Below are 19987 nucleotides of genomic sequence, written 5' to 3' on the forward strand. Positions count from 1 at the left end.
AAGGAAAAAGCCGGTCATCAGCAGAAGGTGACGGCTTTACAGCCATAAAGGAATTGTGAGAATGAAAAATGTGTGGATATGGCTTACAATATTTCAGAAAAACTACAGGACAACATCAGGGCGATCCGAATCGCCCTGAGCCATCAAGACGGAAAGGAACTAAGTCCAGATGAAGTATCGAACCTGAAAAAATTCTCAGGTTTTGGAGGGATCAAGGCTATCCTATACCCTTATGGTACACAGGAAGAATGGTCAGCCAATGGGGCTACCAAAGAAGACCTGAAACACCACGCAGGTATTATGGATCTGCATGACCTGTTGAAAGAGAATTATGGTGAAACTCAATATAGGAATATCATTTCTTCCTTACGTAATAGTGTGCTGACCGCCTTTTATACCCCGCAGGTAGTTCCCGAAACTTTATATACTGTCCTTGCAGCCCAAAACCTGCAACCCAAACGCTTGTATGAACCTTCGGCAGGTTCCGGTGTTTTTATCAGTGAAGCGGTAAGGGCTTTTCCTGAATTGGAACAGATTACCGCCGTAGAGAAAGATACCCTTTCAGGATTGGTACTCTCTGCTATCAACGGTACGCTTACTGTTCCGGCAGAAACCCATATCACCGGTTTTGAAGAAGCTCCTGTTGCGGACAATTCCAGCTATGACCTTATCGTCAGCAACATTCCGTTCGGCAATTTTTCGGTATATGATGAGGTTTATCCCGATAAAGCACTCTCGGGAAAAATACACAATTACTTTTTTGCAAAAGGCTTGGACAAACTGGCTGATGGTGGTCTCATGGCTTATATTACCACGGATGCTTTCCTAAATAGCCCATCCAATCAAAAAGCGAGGGAATACCTATTCGAAAAAGCAGATTTTATAAGCCTGTCCGTTATGCCTGATAACCTGATGAAGGATACCGGAAATACCGAAGCTCCCAACCACCTGCTGATTGTTCAAAAGAATGCAACAAAAGAGACCCTGTCCGAAGAAGAAGCCTTACTGATAACTACCGTACCATTAGAGAATGAATACGGAACTTACCATAGCAATAGCTATATTCAACAGCATCGGGACATTATTACGGGCAATATCCTCCAACCGGGTAAAAATCAATACGGACAGGCACACGAAACCGTATGGCAGCAAGGCGACCTCAATGCCATTCGTGAAAAACTTGGACAGACTCTTACCGAAGGTTTTAATACCCGTTTGAATCGGGAACGATATTTCCAAAGTCAATCCCTGCCAAAAGAAAAACAGGAATTTGGTGGCAGGAAGCTCACCTATCTTCCGATGCCCGAAAATAAAGCAGAAACCGTTTCGGTACAGTTAGGGCTTTTTGATACCGCTCCGGCAGAACAGATTAACCGTGCCATAGCCTATATCAATCCTTTGGATGCCACCGTGGTTCGAAAAGAAAGTGCACGGATGATCAGTACGATTCGCACTACTGATAAACCTACGCACGAGAGTATTGTACTCTTGGCAGCCAAACAACAAAAATCCAATCGCTATCTGTATAAACTCTATTCCAATGTCAGGGAGATTGATCATTTCTCCGCCAATTGGATGGATGCACGCTTATTGGGGCATGAACTGCAAAACCTGTCCGGGGAGTTACAAGGATTTGCCCATACGTTTACCTATGAGGGCGACCAAACCTTAGAAGGGATATTTCAATTAAACGGGCAGGCAGCACGTCCCTTTACCGATATACAAGCCTTTCATAAAGAAGGTACACTGATCGTTTATCAGGGACAAGTAGGAACACTTTCCGAAATTGACAATGATTTTAAAAATGCGGTGTTCCAACCCCTGGGGATGCAAACCGACAAACATTTCTATGAACGCTATACCAGCCTTCGGGATCAGTACCTGGAAATCTCCGAAAAAGAAAACACAGGAACTTCGGTTCCCCAAACCGAACGGGATGAGTTGAACCAGCGTTATGACCGGTTCATTTCCCAATACGGGCAGTTAAATAGCCAGGGTAACCGCAGGCGAATACTGGAAGATACCGCTTTCGGTTTGACCATGTTATTCTCCCTGGAACGCAGGGAAGGTGAACGCTTTGTCAAGTCCGATATGTTCACCGGCACTGCTCAGGCATCCACAAAACGCTTTGTCACCGATGACCCGATTGAAGCTCTGGCACATAGCCTGAATGATACAGGAAAGGTGGATGTCGGCTTTATTAGCGCGGCTATGGGATTGGAAGAACCGGAAACCGTTGCGCGTTTGGGCGAACATATTTACCTGAACCCGGTAAGCAAAGATTGGGAAACCGCAGATCAGTTCCTGAGTGGTAACGTGGTGGAAAAATTACGCCAAGCAAAACAACAAACGGATACCGAAAATGATACCCCACAAGCACAGCGAAGCCTGGCCGCTTTGGAAAAAGTTCAACCCGAACGCATCCCTTTCGAACTATTGGATTTTAATCTGGGGGAACGCTGGATTCCCGTGAGCTATTACGAACGTTTTGCAGCAGAACTTTTTGAACAACATACGGATATCAATTATTTTCCTTCCCTGGATGCCTTTAAGGTGACCACCGGGATGAATACCAAAGTAGCCCGGGAATTTGCCGTCACCCCGAAAAGCCGACGGACGACCTACGGCTATACCTTGCTCGAACATGCTTTGGAAAATACAACACCGTTTTTCACCTATGAGGTATTCGTTGGGGATGGCAAAAGCATACGGGTTCCCGATAACGAAGCCATTCAACTGGCACACCAAAAGATCGACCAGATACGACATGGCTTTATAGACTGGCTCAAGGAACTGCCGGATACCGATAAAAAGCATCTCGAAAACCTTTATAACGATACCTTCAATTGTTATGTATTACGGGAGTTTGACGGTAGTCACCTGAACTTTCCAGGACTGGACAAAAAGGCTTTGGGCATTGAAGATTTGTACAGCAGTCAAAAAAATGCCGCCTGGCGCATCATCCAGAACCGGGGCGCACTCATCGATCACGAGGTGGGATTGGGGAAAACCCTTACCATGATCGTTTCCGCCCAGGAAATGAAACGGCTCGGTATTGTCCAAAAACCGATGATCCTTGCCCTGAAAGCCAATGTCAATCAAATTGCAGAAACCTATCGCAAAGCCTATCCCCATGCCAGGATATTGTCCCCGGGGCAAAATGATTTCACCCCAGCTAAAAGGCTGCGCTTATTCCACGAAATCAAAAACAACAACTGGGATTGTATCATCCTGACCCATGACCAGTTCGGTAAAATACCACAGTCTCCGGACATGCAGCAACAGATCTTCCAGACGGAACTGGATCACATCGAGCGTGACCTGAATACCGTAAGGGAGTTGGGCGGGGCAATTTCCAAAAAGATGCTCAAAGGGCTGGAAATCCGCAAAAACAACCTCGAAGGAAAATTAAAAACGGTACTCAAAGACATTGAAGAAAAGAAAGATACGGGCATCAACTTTAAGGAAATGGGTGTTGACCATTTGTTTGTGGACGAATCCCATAAATTCAAAAACCTGACCTTTACCACACGTCATAACCGAGTGGCCGGACTGGGGAATATGGCGGGGAGCCAAAAGGCACTCAACATGCTTTTTGCCGTGCGCACCTTGCAGGAACGCTTCAATTCCGATCTCTGTGTGACCTTCTTATCAGGCACACCGATTTCCAACAGCCTGACGGAAATGTACCTTCTTTTTAAATACCTGCGACCTAAAGAAATGGAACGTCAGCGTATTGAAAATTTTGACGGCTGGGCAGCGGTATTTGCCCGTAAAACCACGGACTTTGAGTTTAGTGTCACCAATGAGATCATTGCCAAAGAACGCTTCCGTCATTTTATCAAAGTCCCTGAACTGGCTTTGTTCTATAACGAGATTACCGATTACAAAACCGCCAGGCACATCAACCTGGATAAACCGGAACTGAGTGAAACCCTGGTCAATATTCCGCCTACACCGCAGCAATCGGTGTTTATAAAAAACCTAATGCAATTTGCCAAGACCGGGAATGGAGAACTGATCGGGCGTGGCAGGCTGACCCCCGAAGAAGATAAAGGGCGTATGCTTATAGCAACCAATTACGCCAAGAAAATGGCAGCCGATATGCGATTGGTAGATGACTGGAAATACGGAGACCATCCGGATAACAAGGTGAATACCGCAGCAAGAAAGATCGCTGAAATATATACCAATACCCAACCTCATAAAGGGACGCAGATTGTTTTTTCAGATATCGGTACCCCGAAACCGGATCGGTTTAATATTTATGATACCCTGAAGGAAAAACTGGTGAGGGATTTCCACATCCCTGCCACGGAAGTCACTTTTATTCACGACTGGACGGATCGCAAGAAACCGGAACTCTTCCGTAAGATGAACTGGGGTGAAATCCGCATCCTAATCGGAAGTACGGAAAAAGCGGGAACCGGTTTAAATGTACAGGAACGTGTGGTGGCGATGCATCACCTGGATATTCCCTGGAAGCCTTCGGAACTGGAACAACGCAACGGCCGTGGGGCACGACAGGGTAACCGTATTGCCAAAGAACATTACGGCAATCAGGTACAGAATTATGTCTATGCCGTGGAGCAATCGCTGGACAATTACAAATTCAACCTGCTTAAAAACAAGCAGACCTTCATTTCACAAATGAAGAACAGTGAACTCAATGTCCGTACCATTGATGAAGGAGCGGTGGATGAAAAAAGCGGTATGAACTTCTCCGAATACATTGCCATCCTTTCCGGAGACACTTCCCTCTTAGAGAAAAGCAAACTGGAAAAGAAAGTGGCGGTGATGGAAAGCCTGAAACATTCCTACTTTAGGGAACTCACCCGTCATAAATACCAGTTGGAAAAACTGCAAAACGATCATGCTTCCACGGAAAAAATACTCGGAAAGCTCTCTGCCGATGCAGCCGTGTATAAAGACCGTCTCCAGATGACCAAAGAAGGTACGAAAGCCAACCCCATTCAATTGGACGGAATAACGGTTCGGGACAGTGAAGCTATTGGTAAACATATTATCCAGTTGTATCAAAACTGGAAGCCAAAAGCCGGGCAGCACGAAGAAAAATTTGGCAACCTATACGGTTTTCAGTTATACATCCGCAGGCAACAGGAAGCCTACGAAGAAAACGGACTCTTTGAATACCGGTATTCCAATAGTTTCTATGCGCAAAGGGAAGCTGAGGGGATCAAATACACCTACAATAACGGGTTGCCCAATACGGATAATCCGAAGCTGGCAGCACGGCATTTTTTAAATGCCATTGACCGGGTGGAGCATCTTAAAGAGCGGTATAAGCGGAACCTTTCCGACCTGAAAAACGAGCTTCCCAAGATTGAAAAACTAACCGCCAAACCTTTTACAAAGGAGAGTGAACTGCGGGAGCTGAAAACGGAACTTGCCAATCTGGAGCGACAGATCGCTATTAAAATTCAGGAAAACCAGTTAAAGCAACAGCAACCCAATGAACCGGATGAAGAACAAACCCCGGTTATCAAACTCGGGGAACATCAAACAAACGGGCATGCCGTCAAAGAATCTGTAGTAGCTGCTTCAGCATCCGAGCGTCCCCGTAGCAGGATGCGATTGTAACATTAAAAAAAGAAACATATGGCAAATAGTGTATATCAGGTTAATAAAGGAATTAACCGCAGTATCGAATTTAAGGGATTAAAAGCCCAGTATATCTGGTATTTGGGTGGCGGTGTGGTGGGATTGCTCATCGTATTTGCCATCATGTATATCATCGGCCTGCCCACACTGGTATGTATCGGTGTTATTCTCGGCTCAGGCACCTTGCTGGTGATGAAGATCTACCGGATGAGCCATCAATACGGGGAACACGGACTTATGAAAACCCTGGCACGAAAACAGGTTCCCAAAGCAATCCACTCTAGGAGCCGCAGGGCTTTTTTAAAACGATAAAAAAATAAGTAACAACTCGGTAAATACTATAAGAATGGAAAAAATGTTGAATGATCTATTACCGATTATGGATGTGGAACACGACTGCATCCTGAGCAAACAAGGCGATGTCACCGTAGTGTTTAAAGCAGACCTGCCGGAGATATTTACCCTTTCCGATCAGGAATACGAAGCTTTTCATCAGGCCTGGGTAAAAGCCATTAAGGTATTGCCCAAATTCAGTGTACTGTATAAACAGGACTGGTTTTTGCAAACCGGGCATCAGCCTGATTTCACCAAAACGGATACCAGCTTTTTAAGCCGGGCAAGTGAGCAGTTTTTTAATGAACGTCCCTTTCTGGATCATAGCTGTTATATCCTGCTGACCAAAAAACCGAATAATCGCAAAACCGCAACTTCTGCCTATTCCAGCCTGCTACGCAGAAGCATCGTACCGGAAGAAACGCTGAAGCCCTCCTTGTTACAGGATTTTCTGGACGCTGCCGGTCAGTTCAAACGTATCATCGAAGACAGCGGCTTTGTAAAACTGACCCGGTTACGGAAAAAGGAACTGTGGAGCGGTAAACGCACAATGGGTATCATTGAAAAGTACTGCTACCTGTCCGAGCGTGCTGATAGCTACCTTATGGGAGATATCAATTTCCAAGAAGGCTTACAGGTGGGCTCCAAACATTGCCAACTTTATACCTTGGGGGATGCTGCCGACCTGCCGGCACTTTGTGGCAGTCGTATCAATTACGATAAGTACAGTACGGACAAAACCAAATTCAGTATCGGTTTTGCCTCTACGCTGGGTCAATTACTGCCCTGTAATCACATTTACAATCAGTACCTCTTTATCGAGGATGCCCAGAAAACGATCACTAAATTGGAATCCAAAAGATTACGGTTGCAATCCCTGTCTGCTTACAGCAGGGAAAATATGATTGCCCGTGATGCGACCAATGATTTTTTAAATGAAGCCATCAGTCAGCAACGCCTTCCGGTAAAAGCCCATTTTAATGTATTGGTATGGATGGAAGATAAGGAAGAACTCAAAGACCTGAAAAACAAAGTATCCTCCGCACTGGCACAAATGGATGCGGTTGCCAAACAAGAAACCATAGGTGCCCCTCAGATATTTTGGGCAGGCATTCCCGGCAATGCCGCTGATTTTCCGATGAACGATACCTTCGACACCTTTGTCGAACAGGCTACTTGTTTTCTGAACCTGGAAACGGGCTACCGTACTTCCTTAAGTCCCGTCGGGATTCGTTTGGGAGATCGGATGACAGGCAAACCTGTGCATGTAGACATTAGCGATGAACCTATGAACATGGGAATTTGCACCAACCGGAACAAATTTATATTGGGTCCCTCCGGGAGCGGAAAATCCTTTTTTACCAACCATATGGTACGCAGCTATTACGAGCAGGGAACCCATATTGTTCTGGTGGATGTAGGACATAGCTATAAAGGCTTGTGTGATATGGTAAACGGCTACTATTTTACCTATAGTGAAGAAAACCCGATCCGTTTCAACCCCTTCTTTATCGGGGAGGGCGACAATCTGGACACGGAAAAGAAAGAAAGTATCAAAACACTGCTGCTCGCCCTTTGGAAAAAGGATGATGAAGCCTTTAAACGCAGTGAGTATGTAGCGCTTTCCAATGCCATTACCGGGTATTACCAGCACCTTGAGAAGAATCCATCGGTGTTTCCTTGTTTCAATAGCTTTTATGAATTCCTGCGGGATGAGTATGTAACGGTACTTCAACAGGATCGGGTAAAAGACCGGGATTTTGATATGGATAATTTCCTGTATGTACTCCGCCCGTATTATCTGGGCGGGGAATTTGACTACCTGCTCAATGCTACGGAAAACCTGAACCTTTTACAGGAACGCTTTATCGTATTTGAACTGGACAATATCAAAGATCATCCCATCCTCTTCCCGGTAGTGACCATCATTATCATGGAAGTCTTCATCAACAAGATGCGTAAAATGAAAGGCATCCGTAAGATGATCTTAATTGAAGAAGCCTGGAAAGCCCTGATGAAAGAAGGCTTTGCGGAATACATCAAATACCTCTTTAAAACGGTACGGAAATTCTTTGGTGAGGCTATCGTGGTGACCCAGGAGGTGGAGGACATTATTTCTTCCCCCGTGGTCAAGCAGGCAATCATCAATAACAGCGATTGCAAAATACTGCTAGACCAGAGCAAGTACCAAAACAAATTTGATCAGATACAGGAACTTTTAGGATTGACGGAAAAAGAAAAAGCCCTCGTGTTGTCGGTCAATAAAGCCAATGACCCTGCCCGAAAATACAAAGAGGTCTTTATCAGTCTGGGTGGAATGCTCAGCAAGGTATACCGCACCGAAGTGAGTGTGGAAGAATACCTGGCGTATACGACCGAGCAGACCGAAAAGGTAAAACTGATGGAATATGCGGCAAAATTTGGCGGGGACATCCGCAAGGGCATTGCCGCAATGGCGGAAGATCTAAAACTTAAAAAATGATGAACCATGAAAAAATATGCAAGAATGTTACTGCTTGTCCTTTGTATCTCCTTTACGGTACTACCGGTACAACAGGCGAATGCCACCCCGATAGCCATACTGGAAATCATCAAGGCAGGCATCAAAAAAGTAATCAAAGCCGTGGATTTAAAAATCCAGCGTTTACAGAACAAGACCATCTGGTTACAGAACGCCCAGAAGACCTTGGAAAACACGCTTTCCAAACTCAAACTGGATGAAATTTCCGAGTGGACGGAAAAACAAAAAGAGCAATACCGGGAGTATTACGAAGAGCTGGCTAAGGTAAAGGCAATTATTTCTTATTACCAGCGTATCCGGGATATTACCCAAAAACAGGTTCGGCTGGTCAATGAATACCAACATGCCTGGCAGCTCATTCAGCAGGATGACCACTTTACCTCACATGAGATTGAATATATGTCAGAAGTCTACTCCGGCATCCTGGAAGAGAGCCTGAACAACATCGACCAGATCACCCTAATCGTCCAATCCTTTACTACCACTATGAGTGATGCCAAAAGGTTAGAGATTATCAATAATGCTGCCGATCAGGTCGATACCAATTATGATGACCTGATGCGCTTTAATCAGCAAAATGTATTGCTGAGCCTTTCCCGGGCAAAGACCTCCATTGAAGTACAAACCGTGAAAAAATTATATGGACTTCCTCAATAACACGAACTATGAGAAAGATAATTTTAATAGGACTCATGCTGTTTCTGGCAGCAGGAACCGTTCAGGCACAGACTTTTTCAGAGTGGTTCCGCCAGAAAAAGACACAGAAGAAATACCTGCTTCAGCAGATTGCCGCTTTACAGGTATATATCGGATATGCTCAAAAAGGCTACCGTATTGCCAAAGAAGGTTTGACCACCATCGGAGGGTTTACCAAAGGGGAATTCGACCTGCACAGTGATTTTATAAATTCCTTAAGTACAGTCAACCCTGAAATCAAACATTATGCAAAGGTCGCAGACATCATTGCCCTTCAAATACGCATTGTAGAGGATTACGGGCAAACCTACGGACAGCTTGACAATAGCGATGCTTTTACCGAAGCAGAACTCAGCTATATCGGGCGGGTTTTTACCCGGCTCTTGGAGGATTGTGAACAGGTACTGGATGAACTTATTGCAATAACTACGGATGCCGAGTTGCAAATGGAAGATAATGAGCGTATGAATCGCATCGACAAACTTTACTTGCGGATGCAGGACAATTACACCTTCTCCCAAAGTTTCGGCAATGAAGCCAAGGTCATGGCAGCCGTTCGGATCAGGGAATTCCATGAAGTACAATACGGCAAAACACTCAGGAACCTTCAAAACGAAAACCCATGAAAAAAACAGGAATACTTATAGGACTTGTGATCTGCGGGCTCTTCTGCTCGTTTAGGGCATCAGCGCAATCCGCAGAGATACAACAGCTCTTGCTCAATGTAGAAAAACTGACCCAGTTCAAACAGATATTGAGCGATATGAAAAAAGGCTATCAGATATTGGAAGGGGGTTACAATACCATCAAGGATATATCGGAAGGGAACTTTAGCCTACACAAAGCTTTTCTGGACGGGCTGATGGAAGTAAGCCCCACCGTTCGCAACTACAAACGTGTGGGCGATATTGTGAATTATCAGGTGATACTGGTCAGGGAATACCGGAATGCGCATGACCGATTTCAAAGTGACGGGAATTTCAATCCGCAGGAACTGGCGTATCTCGGACAGGTGTATGATAACCTCTTTGATGAAAGCCTGCGAAATCTCGATGAATTACTGGTCATCATTACGGCAGGTAAAGCCCGTATGAGTGATGATGAACGTTTACAGGCCATTGACCGGATCTATGCCGATATGCAGGACAAACTAATGTTCCTCAGACACTTTAATAATAATACGACCATTCTTGCGGTGCAAAGGGCAAAAGAAAGAAATGATGCCCGCACCATTCGCAATATATATATGGTATAAACAACTAAAAATCAAAAATTATGGCAACATATAGAAAAACCGCATGGCTCGCGGTTATAGGACTCCTATTGCCTTTTATGGTTAGTGCACAGGGCATTGCCGGTGAGATAAGCGGCTTGCATAGCGTATTAGAACAACTTTATGATGAAATGATGCCACTGTGCAGTCAGCTTATCGGCGTGGGACAGGCACTGGCGGGATTTGCCGCCATGTGGTATATCGCTTCCAGGGTCTGGGGACATTTGTCAAGAGCGGAACCTATCGACTTTTACCCGCTTTTTCGCCCGTTTGTCATCGGGTTTTGTGTGCTGATATTCCCTTCCGTTCTGGGATTGATCAACGGGATCATGAAACCCACGGTGACCGCTACCGCTTCGATGGTGGAAGGCTCCGACAGGGCAATTGCGGTGCTTTTGGAAAAGAAGGAAGAAGCTATCAAAAAAACGGATGTATGGCAGATGTATGTAGGTGAAAGCGGTGACGGTGACCGGGACAGGTGGTATAAATACACCCATGATAATGCCAGTTCTTCCGATGAAGGCTTTTTTGAAGGGATTGGCAACGACATCAAGTTTGCCATGTCCAAAGCCTCTTACAATTTCCGCAATTCGGTCAAGGAATGGATGAGTGAAGTACTTCGAGTGCTTTTTGAAGCCGCAGCCTTATGTATCGATACGCTACGCACCTTTCAGTTAATAGTGCTTGCCATTTTGGGGCCGCTGGTATTTGGGATTGCCGTCTTTGATGGGTTTCAGCATACCCTGACCGTTTGGATTGCCCGATATATCAATATTTTTCTCTGGCTTCCGGTAGCCAATATTTTCGGGAGCATTATCGGAAAAATCCAGGAGAAAATGCTGGAAATGGACATTGCCCAGGTACAGGATTACGGGGATACTTTTTTCAGCCGGACGGATATGGCGTATCTGGTCTTTATGATTATTGACATTGTGGGATACTTTACCGTGCCTTCGGTAGCCAATTACATTGTCCATGCAGGAGGTGGTGGTGCTTTGGGACAGAAAGTCACCAGTATCTTCAGCAGTTCCTCCAGAGCGGTTATGGGAGCAGCTACAGGCGGAGCCAGCATGGCGGCGGATGCAATGGGTAATGCTGCAAGTCGTATTTCCCAGAGTATGGCCAGCAATGGTACAACCAATCCTTATTTCAAGGATGGCAATTCGGATGGCGGTGGCTCCGGCTATATGAATGACAAACTCAAAGGTAATTCTTAACCCCAAAAAGGAGAAATCATGTTTAAAAAAATGAAAAATATCGATACGGCTTTTCGGCATATCCGGGGATTTACCATGCTCATTATTGCAGGCTCAGTGCTATTATCCTGCTTTGCCCTATATAAGAGTTTTAGTCTGGTATCCGAAATGCAGGACAGGATTTACATTCTTGCCAATGGCAAGGCACTGGAAGCCTATTCCGCCGGACGTAAGGACAATATCCCAGTGGAAGCACGGGATCATGTGAAAACCTTCCACCAATTGTTCTTTACCCTTGACCCGGATGATAAAGCAATTGAAACGAATATCACTAAAGCTTTATACCTGGCGGATGGCAGTGCCAAACGGATTTATGATGACCTGAAGGAGAACGGATATTATGCCGGGCTTATTTCCGGAAATGTTAACCAGACCATCCATGTGGATAGCGTGGCGGTGGACATCAATAAATACCCGTATAGATTTCGGTGCTATGCTACCCAGCGTATCGTCCGTCCCACCAGTATCACTACCCGCAGCCTGATTACCGAAGGGGCGTTGCGTAATGTGTCCCGCAGTGATAACAATCCGCATGGCTTTCTGATAGAACGCTGGGCAACCATCGCCAACAAGGATTTGAAAACGACCGCCAGACGGTATTAAGCCCATAATGGACATTTATTCAAAATTAATACAAACAAAGTCAATTGAGTGGCTTATAAAACTTTGTACAAATGAAACAAAACGTAAAACAGAAAAAAGAGGCTCCTAAAGACGGACTCTTAATCCTGGGGTTATTTGCCTTATACAAATGGCTGCAAAAGGCATGGGCACAATGGATGTCGAATAAGACAAAGCGTATTTCCAAGCGGGCAGTAACCATAGCACTGGTCATTTTTATAAGCCTTACAAGCAGTTACTGTATCTATCTCGGGGCACACGCCATCACAGGGAAAAGTAAGGGCAATGCCTTTACACTAACCCCGATCAAACGTCCCCGGCATCTTTCGGAATCCGGGACTATAGAATCACCAATCCCACCGGTATCCAAACAGGATTACAGGCGCATCCAAAAGTTCCGGTGGTATATGGATAGCCTTGCCCGAAGTCCATCGGGCAGAAAGATCTATGACAGTATTATAGCAACCCGTCCGGGACTGATGGATTCGGTTCGCTATATCGAAAAAGAATATCAAAACTTTAAAAATCAATAACCATGGAAAAACAGGTAATAACACCAAAAATGAAAAGACAGCGCAAGTTCCTATTGGTATTGCCGCTACTCGTACTTCCTTTCACCACCCTGATATTTTGGGTATTGGGAGGTGGACAGGTGCAGGAACTACAGGCACAGGAAACTCCACAGAACGGGTTTAACCTTCACCTGCCGGAAGCAAAACTGACCGATGACAAGCAAATGGATAAGATGAGCTATTACAACCGGGCAGAACAAGATTCGGCAAAATTCAGGGAACTCCGTAAAAATGATCCGAACTATAAAAACAGTGTGATTTCAGATATGGATGATGTATTACCCCAACAGGAAGTAAAACCCGGTCAACTATCTTCCGGTGGACTGAAAACTTCCCTGTACGGAAGCGGTCAAGGCAACGATCCGAATACGGATAAAATTTACAAAAAGCTGGAAGCTTTGAACAGGGAATTGAACAAACCTGTGGAACGAACCCAGCTTCCTGAAGATTCCCCGAAACAGGAAACAAAAACCAATTATGGTAATACATCGGTGAGTTCCAGTGATGTGGACAGGCTGGAAGAAATGATGCACACCATGACCCAGCCGGAAGCACCTGACCCGGAACTGGAACAGCTCAACAGCATGCTGGAAAAGATTCTGGATGTACAGCATCCCGAGCGGGTTCAGGAGAAATTAAAACAACTATCGGAGGCTCGCAGGGAACAACTGTACGGAGTATCCACTAAGCAGGAAGATGATAGTATTTCCCTGATGCAAACCGGACATTTTGTTACTCCTACGGCAAATGGATTTTATTCCCTGAACGATGACCAAATTGCTGAACAGCCGGAAAATGCCATTCAGGCGGTTATTCACGAATCACAGACCGTAGTGAACGGATCTACCGTAAAGCTTCGCCTGGTCAATGATGTGTTCATTAACGGGGTACATATTCCCAAAGACAACTTTGTGTTTGGAATTGCTTCCCTTAGCGGGGAAAGGCTGCATATCAAGATCAACAGCATTAGAAGCGGTAATTCCCTTTTCCCGGTAGAACTCTCCGTGTACGATATGGATGGATTGGACGGGGTTTACATTCCCGGCGCCATTACCCGGGATGTCGCCAAACAATCGGCTGACCGCTCCATGCAAAACATTGGACTAACCTCCCTTGATCCTTCCTGGCAGGCACAGGCCGCAGGTGCCGGTATAGAAACGGCTAAATCACTGTTCAGTAAAAAAGTAAAACTGATAAAAGTAAGCCTGAAAGCGGGCTATCAGGTATTGCTCCGTGATGAGAAACAAAAACAAATCAATAAGTAATAACCATTTAAAATTCCATAAAGATGAAAAAGATAAATGCACATATAGTGATGGGATTTTTCCTGTTCCTTTTCGGATTGAATGTAAATGCTCAGAGCATCGCTAAGCTTGAGCCCAAATCCATCGCTCCCTATCCTTTGGAGATTACCTATTTTAAAACGACCAATATTATATTTCCAAGTGCCATTGTGGGTGTGGACAGGGGTAGTAAAGATGTGTTGGCGCAAAAAGCTAAAGGAGCTGCCAATATTCTACAGCTCAAAGCGGCAAGGGACAGTTTCCCGGAGACCAACCTGACGGTAATTACCGCAGACGGAAAATTAAATTCCTTTGTGATTAACTATACCCTAAAGCCTTCCGTATTAAATGTTTCCATGAAGGAAAGGGATAACAAAAACAGTATTTTCCTTTCACCCGGATCGGTTAATGAGGTTGAAGTCACTACTTATGCTACACATGCCTTGTATTCCAAATACAAAGGGCATAAGGTAAAGCGCAGCAAATATGGTATCCGCTTCGGATTGAACGGCATATTCATTCGGGACAACCTGATGTACCTGAGGTTAACCATTACCAACACATCCAATATCAGCTATGATATTGACCAATTGCGTTTTTTTATCCGTGACCAGAAAAAGGCTAAACGTACAGCTTCACAGGAAATCGAGATTACCCCGGTACACATCCAAAATAAGATAACAAAAATTGACGGTCAGTCTTCACAGACCTTGGTAGTTGCCGTTCCCAAGTTTACCATTCCCGATAAGAAATATTTCGCTATTCAATTGTTTGAAGCAAACGGGGGAAGGCATATCGAACTCAGTGTAAAAAACAGGACGATTATTAAAGCGGCAGTACTTCCCACATTGCAAATCAACAGGAAGTACACCTATCAATAACTTTTAAATCAATTATCATGAATCAGAAGAATTTAGAATACCTGAAAGATCAGATTAAATATACCGGTTTCGGGGAAGGTTTTGAAGCTCCCTTAAAACGAATGATGGAGATAGAAAAGCCAGCCTTTAAGCTGGTACATGAAACGCAATTTGGTACCGATAAGGTGGAAGCCCGAATGAATTTTAGCAAATCCAAGCAAACGGATATGTATTTCTTTAACTCCTATCAGGTGAGTGTACAAAAGGAAAATAATCCCGATGAAGCGATGAAACAAACCTTCTATATCAACAAAGGGAATAACATTACCCTCAAAGAAGCCTACAACTTAATGGAAGGCCGGTCGGTCAATAAGGATTTGACCAACAAGGAGGGGCAACTCTACAATGCCTGGTTACAGATGGATTTTAAACAGAGTGATGACAATGGAAATTTCAAAATACAGCAGTATCATCAAAACTATGGGTATGATCTGGAAGCAACACTCTCCAAACATCCTATTAAAGAACTGGAGAACGAAACCTATAAATCCAACCTAATCGATTCCCTGAAAAAGGGAAACCTGCAATCGGCAACTTTTCAAAAGGAAGGTTCGGAGCAGAAACAGTACATCGAGGCGAATCCCCGGTTTAAGACCATCAATATCTATGACAGCAATATGCAACGGGTGGATAACCGCCAGTCCAAGACGGAAAAACAATCGGAAGCACAAAGCCGCTCTGCTAAACAGAAGCATAAAGGCCAGGAGCAGCCAATTAACGACGAGGCTCCGGACATACCGAAGGCTAAGAAGAAAAGAAAGAGACCCACCATAACCTAAATGATATGGAAGAGTTAAAGCCTTTATCTGATTTTTTTACGGCTATTGAGCAAGATGGCCGTATCAGTATTACACATATAGGGATATATGCTGCCCTGTTAGAGTACAGGGCAAAGATGGGCAATAGCAATCCGATAGTGGCATTCAGTTATGACATTATGAAGATTGCAAAAATATCATCTGCCATGACGTATCATAAATGTGTAAAGGATCTCAATGCCTACGGGTATATACGGTATGAACCCTCATTCAATAAAAACAAGGGGAGTAAAATTTACTTTCCCGAAAGCGATGGGTAGAGAATAAATTAATATTTCGGTACAAAGCCCTTCGGGGCTTTTGCTGTTTTAAAGCGGAGGTGTAAGATGAAAAATGAAGTAAAGAGAATTCCGCCGGAAAAAGCAATAGCACTATTGAAAGAAGACGGTATAGAAGTAACAGCGGAACAAGTGAAAGTCATCCTGGATTTTATGTATGAGATCGCGGATATTGTTGTAGATCAGTATCTGGCAAAACCTGTCTGAATTTCGTATATTTATAAACGGAATCAGGCTGTTAGATGGAACAACCTTAATACTTTGGAACGATGAAAATTGCAGATTTATATATACGGGTAAGCACGGATGAACAGGCCGACAAAGGCTACTCACAGCGGGATCAGGAAGAGCGTTTGCGAAAGTATTGTGAAATCAACCATATTCAGGTACGAAAAGTGATTTATGAGGATCATTCGGCGAAAACCTTTAAACGTCCTTCCTGGACAAAACTGCTAAATATCCTTCGTAAATCTAGAGGGCAGTCCGATTTGATATTGTTTACCAAATGGGACAGGTTCAGCCGGAATGCAGGAGATGCTTATCAGATGATCGGCACTTTGAGAAGATTGGGGGTAGAACCGCAGGCAGTAGAACAACCACTTGATTTATCAATCCCTGAAAATAAAATGATGCTCGCCTTTTATCTGGCTGCTCCTGAAGTGGAAAATGACAGAAGAGCTCTAAATACCTTTCATGGGATGCGAAGGGCTAAAAAAGAAGGACGCTGGATGGGCCTTGCTCCAATCGGTTATAAAAACAAAATTGATGAGAGTGGTAGAAAATATATTGCGCCAAGGAAAGTCCAGAGTGACATAATGAAATGGGTATTCAAAGAATTGGCAAAAAACACTTTTAGCACCGAACAAATATGGAAAACAGCTAGAGAAAAAGGGCTTAAATGCAGTAAAAATAATTTCTGGACAGCTATCCGTAATCCTATGTATTGCGGTAAAATATTTATTCCTAAATACAAAGATGAAGAAAGTCAACTGGTGATGGGGCAACACGAACCCTTGATATCTGAAGCTTTGTTCTATGATGTTCAGGATGTGCTCGACGGTCGTAAAAAAATAATGCGGACTAAAATAAAAGTAGATGACCGCTATCCCTTACGCGGTTTTGTCGTTTGTCCAGACTGCGGGCGTATGTTAACTAGTAGTAAATCCAAAGGGCGTTCCAAATATTACTATTACTACCATTGCTCCGGTGGCTGTAAATTCAGACAAAAAGCGGAGTATATGAACGATAGGATGGTTTCTGAAATCGAGAAATATGTGTATTCCATCCCTAGGCTCAACCTATTTAAAGAAGTCATTACTTCCGTATATAAATCAAAAACCAGAGACAGGATCGGAAATATACAACAACTCAAAATCCGTTTACAGGATGAAAATAATAAACTGAGTAAAGCCAGGGAACTGCTTTTATGTGGTGATATTGAAGCGGATGATTACCGAATTATGAAAGCGGATGCCGATAAAAAAATAAACAGGCTGGAAGCCAAACTCACAAGTTCGATTACAGACACGCAAAACGTGGAACCCCTGTGGGATAAGGCTATCAGCAATCTATCCAAGCTTAATATTCTCTATCAATCTGGGAATACTATACAGAAAAGAAAGATCATTGGTTCGGTCTTTCCTGAAAATCTGACTTTTGACGGATTTGAATATCGAACCACCCGAGTTAATGAAGCAATCAAGTATATCACACTGATAAACAAAGACTTAAAAGGAAATAAAAAAGGGACAAATTCATCATTTTTGAATTTGTCCCATCAAGTGACCCCGGAGGGATTTAAACCTTTTCACGATCTTCCCAGTAATAACTGTCTGTTCAGCTGTTTTAATTTTATAGGTAACCTTTAAGCTATCCTTAAATTTAAACTTGTATAGTTCTGATTAACTTCAACACTATAAAAATAAGATGAATAATTCTTATTAAAACGTTTAAATTGAATAAAAGGTCTCGAAACAAACAAAAGGAATGGATTTAATTATTTGTCTTGTATAAAATTTAAAATCCCATATAAATGTTCCAACTGAGCCTGGATGGAGGTTCAAAACCGTATAGTCCCCGTCATATTGTACCTTGAAAGAAGTATTTCTGAACTTAATTCTTCCATTTGCTTCCTAAGAAAGATCTTCAAAAGGTCTTGTTTTGATCCCCTCCTATTCCATATAATTTCTGGAGTAGACATTTTCTTTTTTATCACTTATCACACCAAAGTTTTTTTCGGTTATTCTTCGATAATCATCCAAATCATTGTTGGGATCATATTTTTGCTGTAGTAAACTTAGTTGTTTTTTTAAATCCACGAGCACATCCTTATATGCCGGGTTTCCTACCAGGTTTTTAATTTGTTCTGGATCGTTTTGGAGATCATAAAGCTCCCATTTATCCATATTATAATAAAAATGAGCAAGGGTGTAGCGCTGCGTCCTTATTCCAAAATGGGGTTGTACATGATGCCAAAACGGGAATTCATAATAATGATAGTAATGTTCATTCTTCCAACTCTTGGGATTTTCTCCCTTCAGGAGCTGGGCAAAACTTCTCCCCTGCATTTTATGATCCTCTTTAATATTTGCTAATTCCATCAGCGTAGGAGCAATATCAATATTTGAGATTATATTACCATTCTGGCTACCAGGCTTTATATGTCCTGGATATTTTACTAAAAATGGCATGGTTAGCGATTCCTCATAGATAAACCTTTTGTCAAAAAAACCATGTTCTCCTAAATAAAAACCTTGATCAGAAGTAAGAATAATTATGGTATTTTCAGAGCGCTTAGTACTTTCTAAATAATCCAGAAGCTTTCCGATATTGTCATCTATGGATCGTACACATGCCAAATAATCCTTGATGAATTTTTGATAGCGCCAGCGCCTCCCTTCCTGATAAGTCATTTTTTCCGGCTGAACAATCTCCTCTTTTCCAGCTCCATAAAATTCCCAAGCTATTTTTTCTTCTCCTTTCAAAGTATCCGGAGTCTTAAATTTTAAATCTCCCCGGGTGAGGTAGTCCATTGTCATCTCTGTATCCCCGGCAGTCTCTTCTCTACCTTTGTAAAGATCATTGAAGGTCTTTGGATAAGGCATTTCAATACTATCCCACAAGTGTTCATATTTTTGATCAGGACGCCAGGGACGATGGGGAGCCTTGTATTGCAATAACATTAAAAATGGCCTTGCGCTGTTTTTTTGCTTATCCAGCCACTCTAGCGCAAAACCTGTTGTTAAATTCGTAGCATATCCTCTTTGCTTGACATCCCTTCCATTTTCATTGTAAACGGGATCCCAATAGGCCCCTTGTTGAACAACAGAATTATGATATTTGAAAGTATCGAAGCCCATGGGCCGTGAACCCAAATGCCATTTCCCAAATAAAGCTGATTCGTAGCTTGCTTTTTGAAATGCCTGGGGAAAAGTCCATTTGGAAGAATCAAATTTTCCACCACTTTCATTCTTATAATATCCATTTACATTACTATAATCCCCTGTTAATATTGCGGCCCGGCTTGGACCACAAATCGCATTTGTACATAACATACGATGGAAAAGCATCCCACCCTCTGCTATCCTATCTATATTGGGGGTGGGAGCAATATCCTTATATATTCCTCCATAAGCGCTAATGGCTTGTATAGTCAGGTCATCTGCCATTATGTAGATGATGTTTGGTCCTTTTTGAAGCTGTGTTTGTTCTTCCTGCTTACAAGAGAATCCCAAAGAGGTAAATAGAGCTATGACTACATATAAGAGAAATTTTTTACAGTTTATAAGATCCAT

The 19987-nt window shown here is 43.3% G+C and carries 16 protein-coding genes; 15 read left to right on the forward strand and 1 reads right to left on the reverse strand.

The window, feature by feature from the left end; all coding sequences use genetic code 11:
• The first annotated feature begins 78 nt into the window (after positions 1–78).
• From ZPR_RS16350 to ZPR_RS16415, 15 genes are all read left to right on the forward strand, one after another.
• A complete protein-coding gene (locus tag ZPR_RS16350) occupies positions 79–5601 on the forward strand; it encodes an Eco57I restriction-modification methylase domain-containing protein (protein WP_041579026.1) in 5523 nt (1840 codons plus the stop codon).
• Between the two features lie 18 nt (positions 5602–5619).
• Positions 5620–5934, forward strand: a complete 315-nt coding sequence (locus ZPR_RS16355; protein ID WP_013072861.1) for a DUF4133 domain-containing protein — start codon at positions 5620–5622, stop codon at positions 5932–5934.
• Between the two features lie 34 nt (positions 5935–5968).
• Positions 5969–8437: a TraG family conjugative transposon ATPase gene (locus ZPR_RS16360; RefSeq protein WP_013072862.1), complete on the forward strand. Its 2469-nt coding sequence runs from the start codon at positions 5969–5971 to the stop codon at positions 8435–8437.
• Positions 8438–8443: 6 nt separating this feature from the next.
• A complete protein-coding gene (locus ZPR_RS16365) occupies positions 8444–9133 on the forward strand; it encodes a hypothetical protein (RefSeq protein WP_013072863.1) in 690 nt (229 codons plus the stop codon).
• 8 nt (positions 9134–9141) lie between these two features.
• Positions 9142–9798 (forward strand): hypothetical protein, encoded by a 657-nt coding sequence (locus ZPR_RS16370; protein ID WP_041579027.1) that lies wholly within the window; start codon positions 9142–9144, stop codon positions 9796–9798.
• Entirely contained in the window at positions 9795–10427 is a 633-nt protein-coding gene (locus ZPR_RS16375; RefSeq protein ID WP_013072865.1) for a tellurite resistance TerB family protein, read from the forward strand. The genes ZPR_RS16370 and ZPR_RS16375 overlap by 4 nt, the downstream gene beginning before the upstream one ends.
• Positions 10428–10447: 20 nt before the next feature.
• Entirely contained in the window at positions 10448–11662 is a 1215-nt protein-coding gene (gene traJ / locus ZPR_RS16380; protein WP_041579028.1) for a conjugative transposon protein TraJ, read from the forward strand.
• Positions 11663–11692: 30 nt separating this feature from the next.
• Positions 11693–12304, forward strand: a complete 612-nt coding sequence (gene traK, locus ZPR_RS16385; RefSeq protein ID WP_233421316.1) for a conjugative transposon protein TraK — start codon at positions 11693–11695, stop codon at positions 12302–12304.
• A 71-nt stretch (positions 12305–12375) separates the two neighbouring features.
• Positions 12376–12855, forward strand: a complete 480-nt coding sequence (locus tag ZPR_RS16390; RefSeq protein WP_013072868.1) for a hypothetical protein — start codon at positions 12376–12378, stop codon at positions 12853–12855.
• Between the two features lie 2 nt (positions 12856–12857).
• The gene (traM, locus tag ZPR_RS16395) at positions 12858–14159 is read left to right on the forward strand and encodes a conjugative transposon protein TraM (RefSeq protein ID WP_013072869.1); all 1302 of its coding nucleotides are present in this window, start codon (positions 12858–12860) and stop codon (positions 14157–14159) included.
• 23 nt (positions 14160–14182) lie between these two features.
• Positions 14183–15058 carry a conjugative transposon protein TraN gene (traN, locus tag ZPR_RS16400; RefSeq protein ID WP_013072870.1) on the forward strand — a complete coding sequence of 292 codons (876 nt, stop codon included), beginning with the start codon at positions 14183–14185 and terminating at the stop codon, positions 15056–15058.
• A gap of 17 nt (positions 15059–15075) precedes the next feature.
• The gene (locus ZPR_RS16405) at positions 15076–15876 is read left to right on the forward strand and encodes a hypothetical protein (protein ID WP_013072871.1); all 801 of its coding nucleotides are present in this window, start codon (positions 15076–15078) and stop codon (positions 15874–15876) included.
• Between the two features lie 5 nt (positions 15877–15881).
• Positions 15882–16175 (forward strand): hypothetical protein, encoded by a 294-nt coding sequence (locus ZPR_RS16410; protein ID WP_041579029.1) that lies wholly within the window; start codon positions 15882–15884, stop codon positions 16173–16175.
• A 66-nt stretch (positions 16176–16241) separates the two neighbouring features.
• On the forward strand, positions 16242–16400 hold the full coding sequence (locus tag ZPR_RS23465; protein ID WP_013072872.1) for a hypothetical protein: 159 nt from the start codon (positions 16242–16244) through the stop codon (positions 16398–16400).
• Positions 16401–16462: 62 nt separating this feature from the next.
• On the forward strand, positions 16463–18061 hold the full coding sequence (locus ZPR_RS16415; protein ID WP_013072873.1) for a recombinase family protein: 1599 nt from the start codon (positions 16463–16465) through the stop codon (positions 18059–18061).
• Between the two features lie 303 nt (positions 18062–18364).
• Here the strand turns inward: ZPR_RS16415 and ZPR_RS16420 are convergent, their stop codons facing one another.
• Positions 18365–19987, reverse strand: coding sequence for a sulfatase family protein (locus ZPR_RS16420; RefSeq protein WP_041579030.1), 1623 nt, complete (start codon positions 19985–19987; stop codon positions 18365–18367).

It is taken from the genome of Zunongwangia profunda SM-A87 (genome assembly GCF_000023465.1).
Taxonomy (GTDB): Bacteria; Bacteroidota; Bacteroidia; order Flavobacteriales; family Flavobacteriaceae; genus Zunongwangia; species Zunongwangia profunda.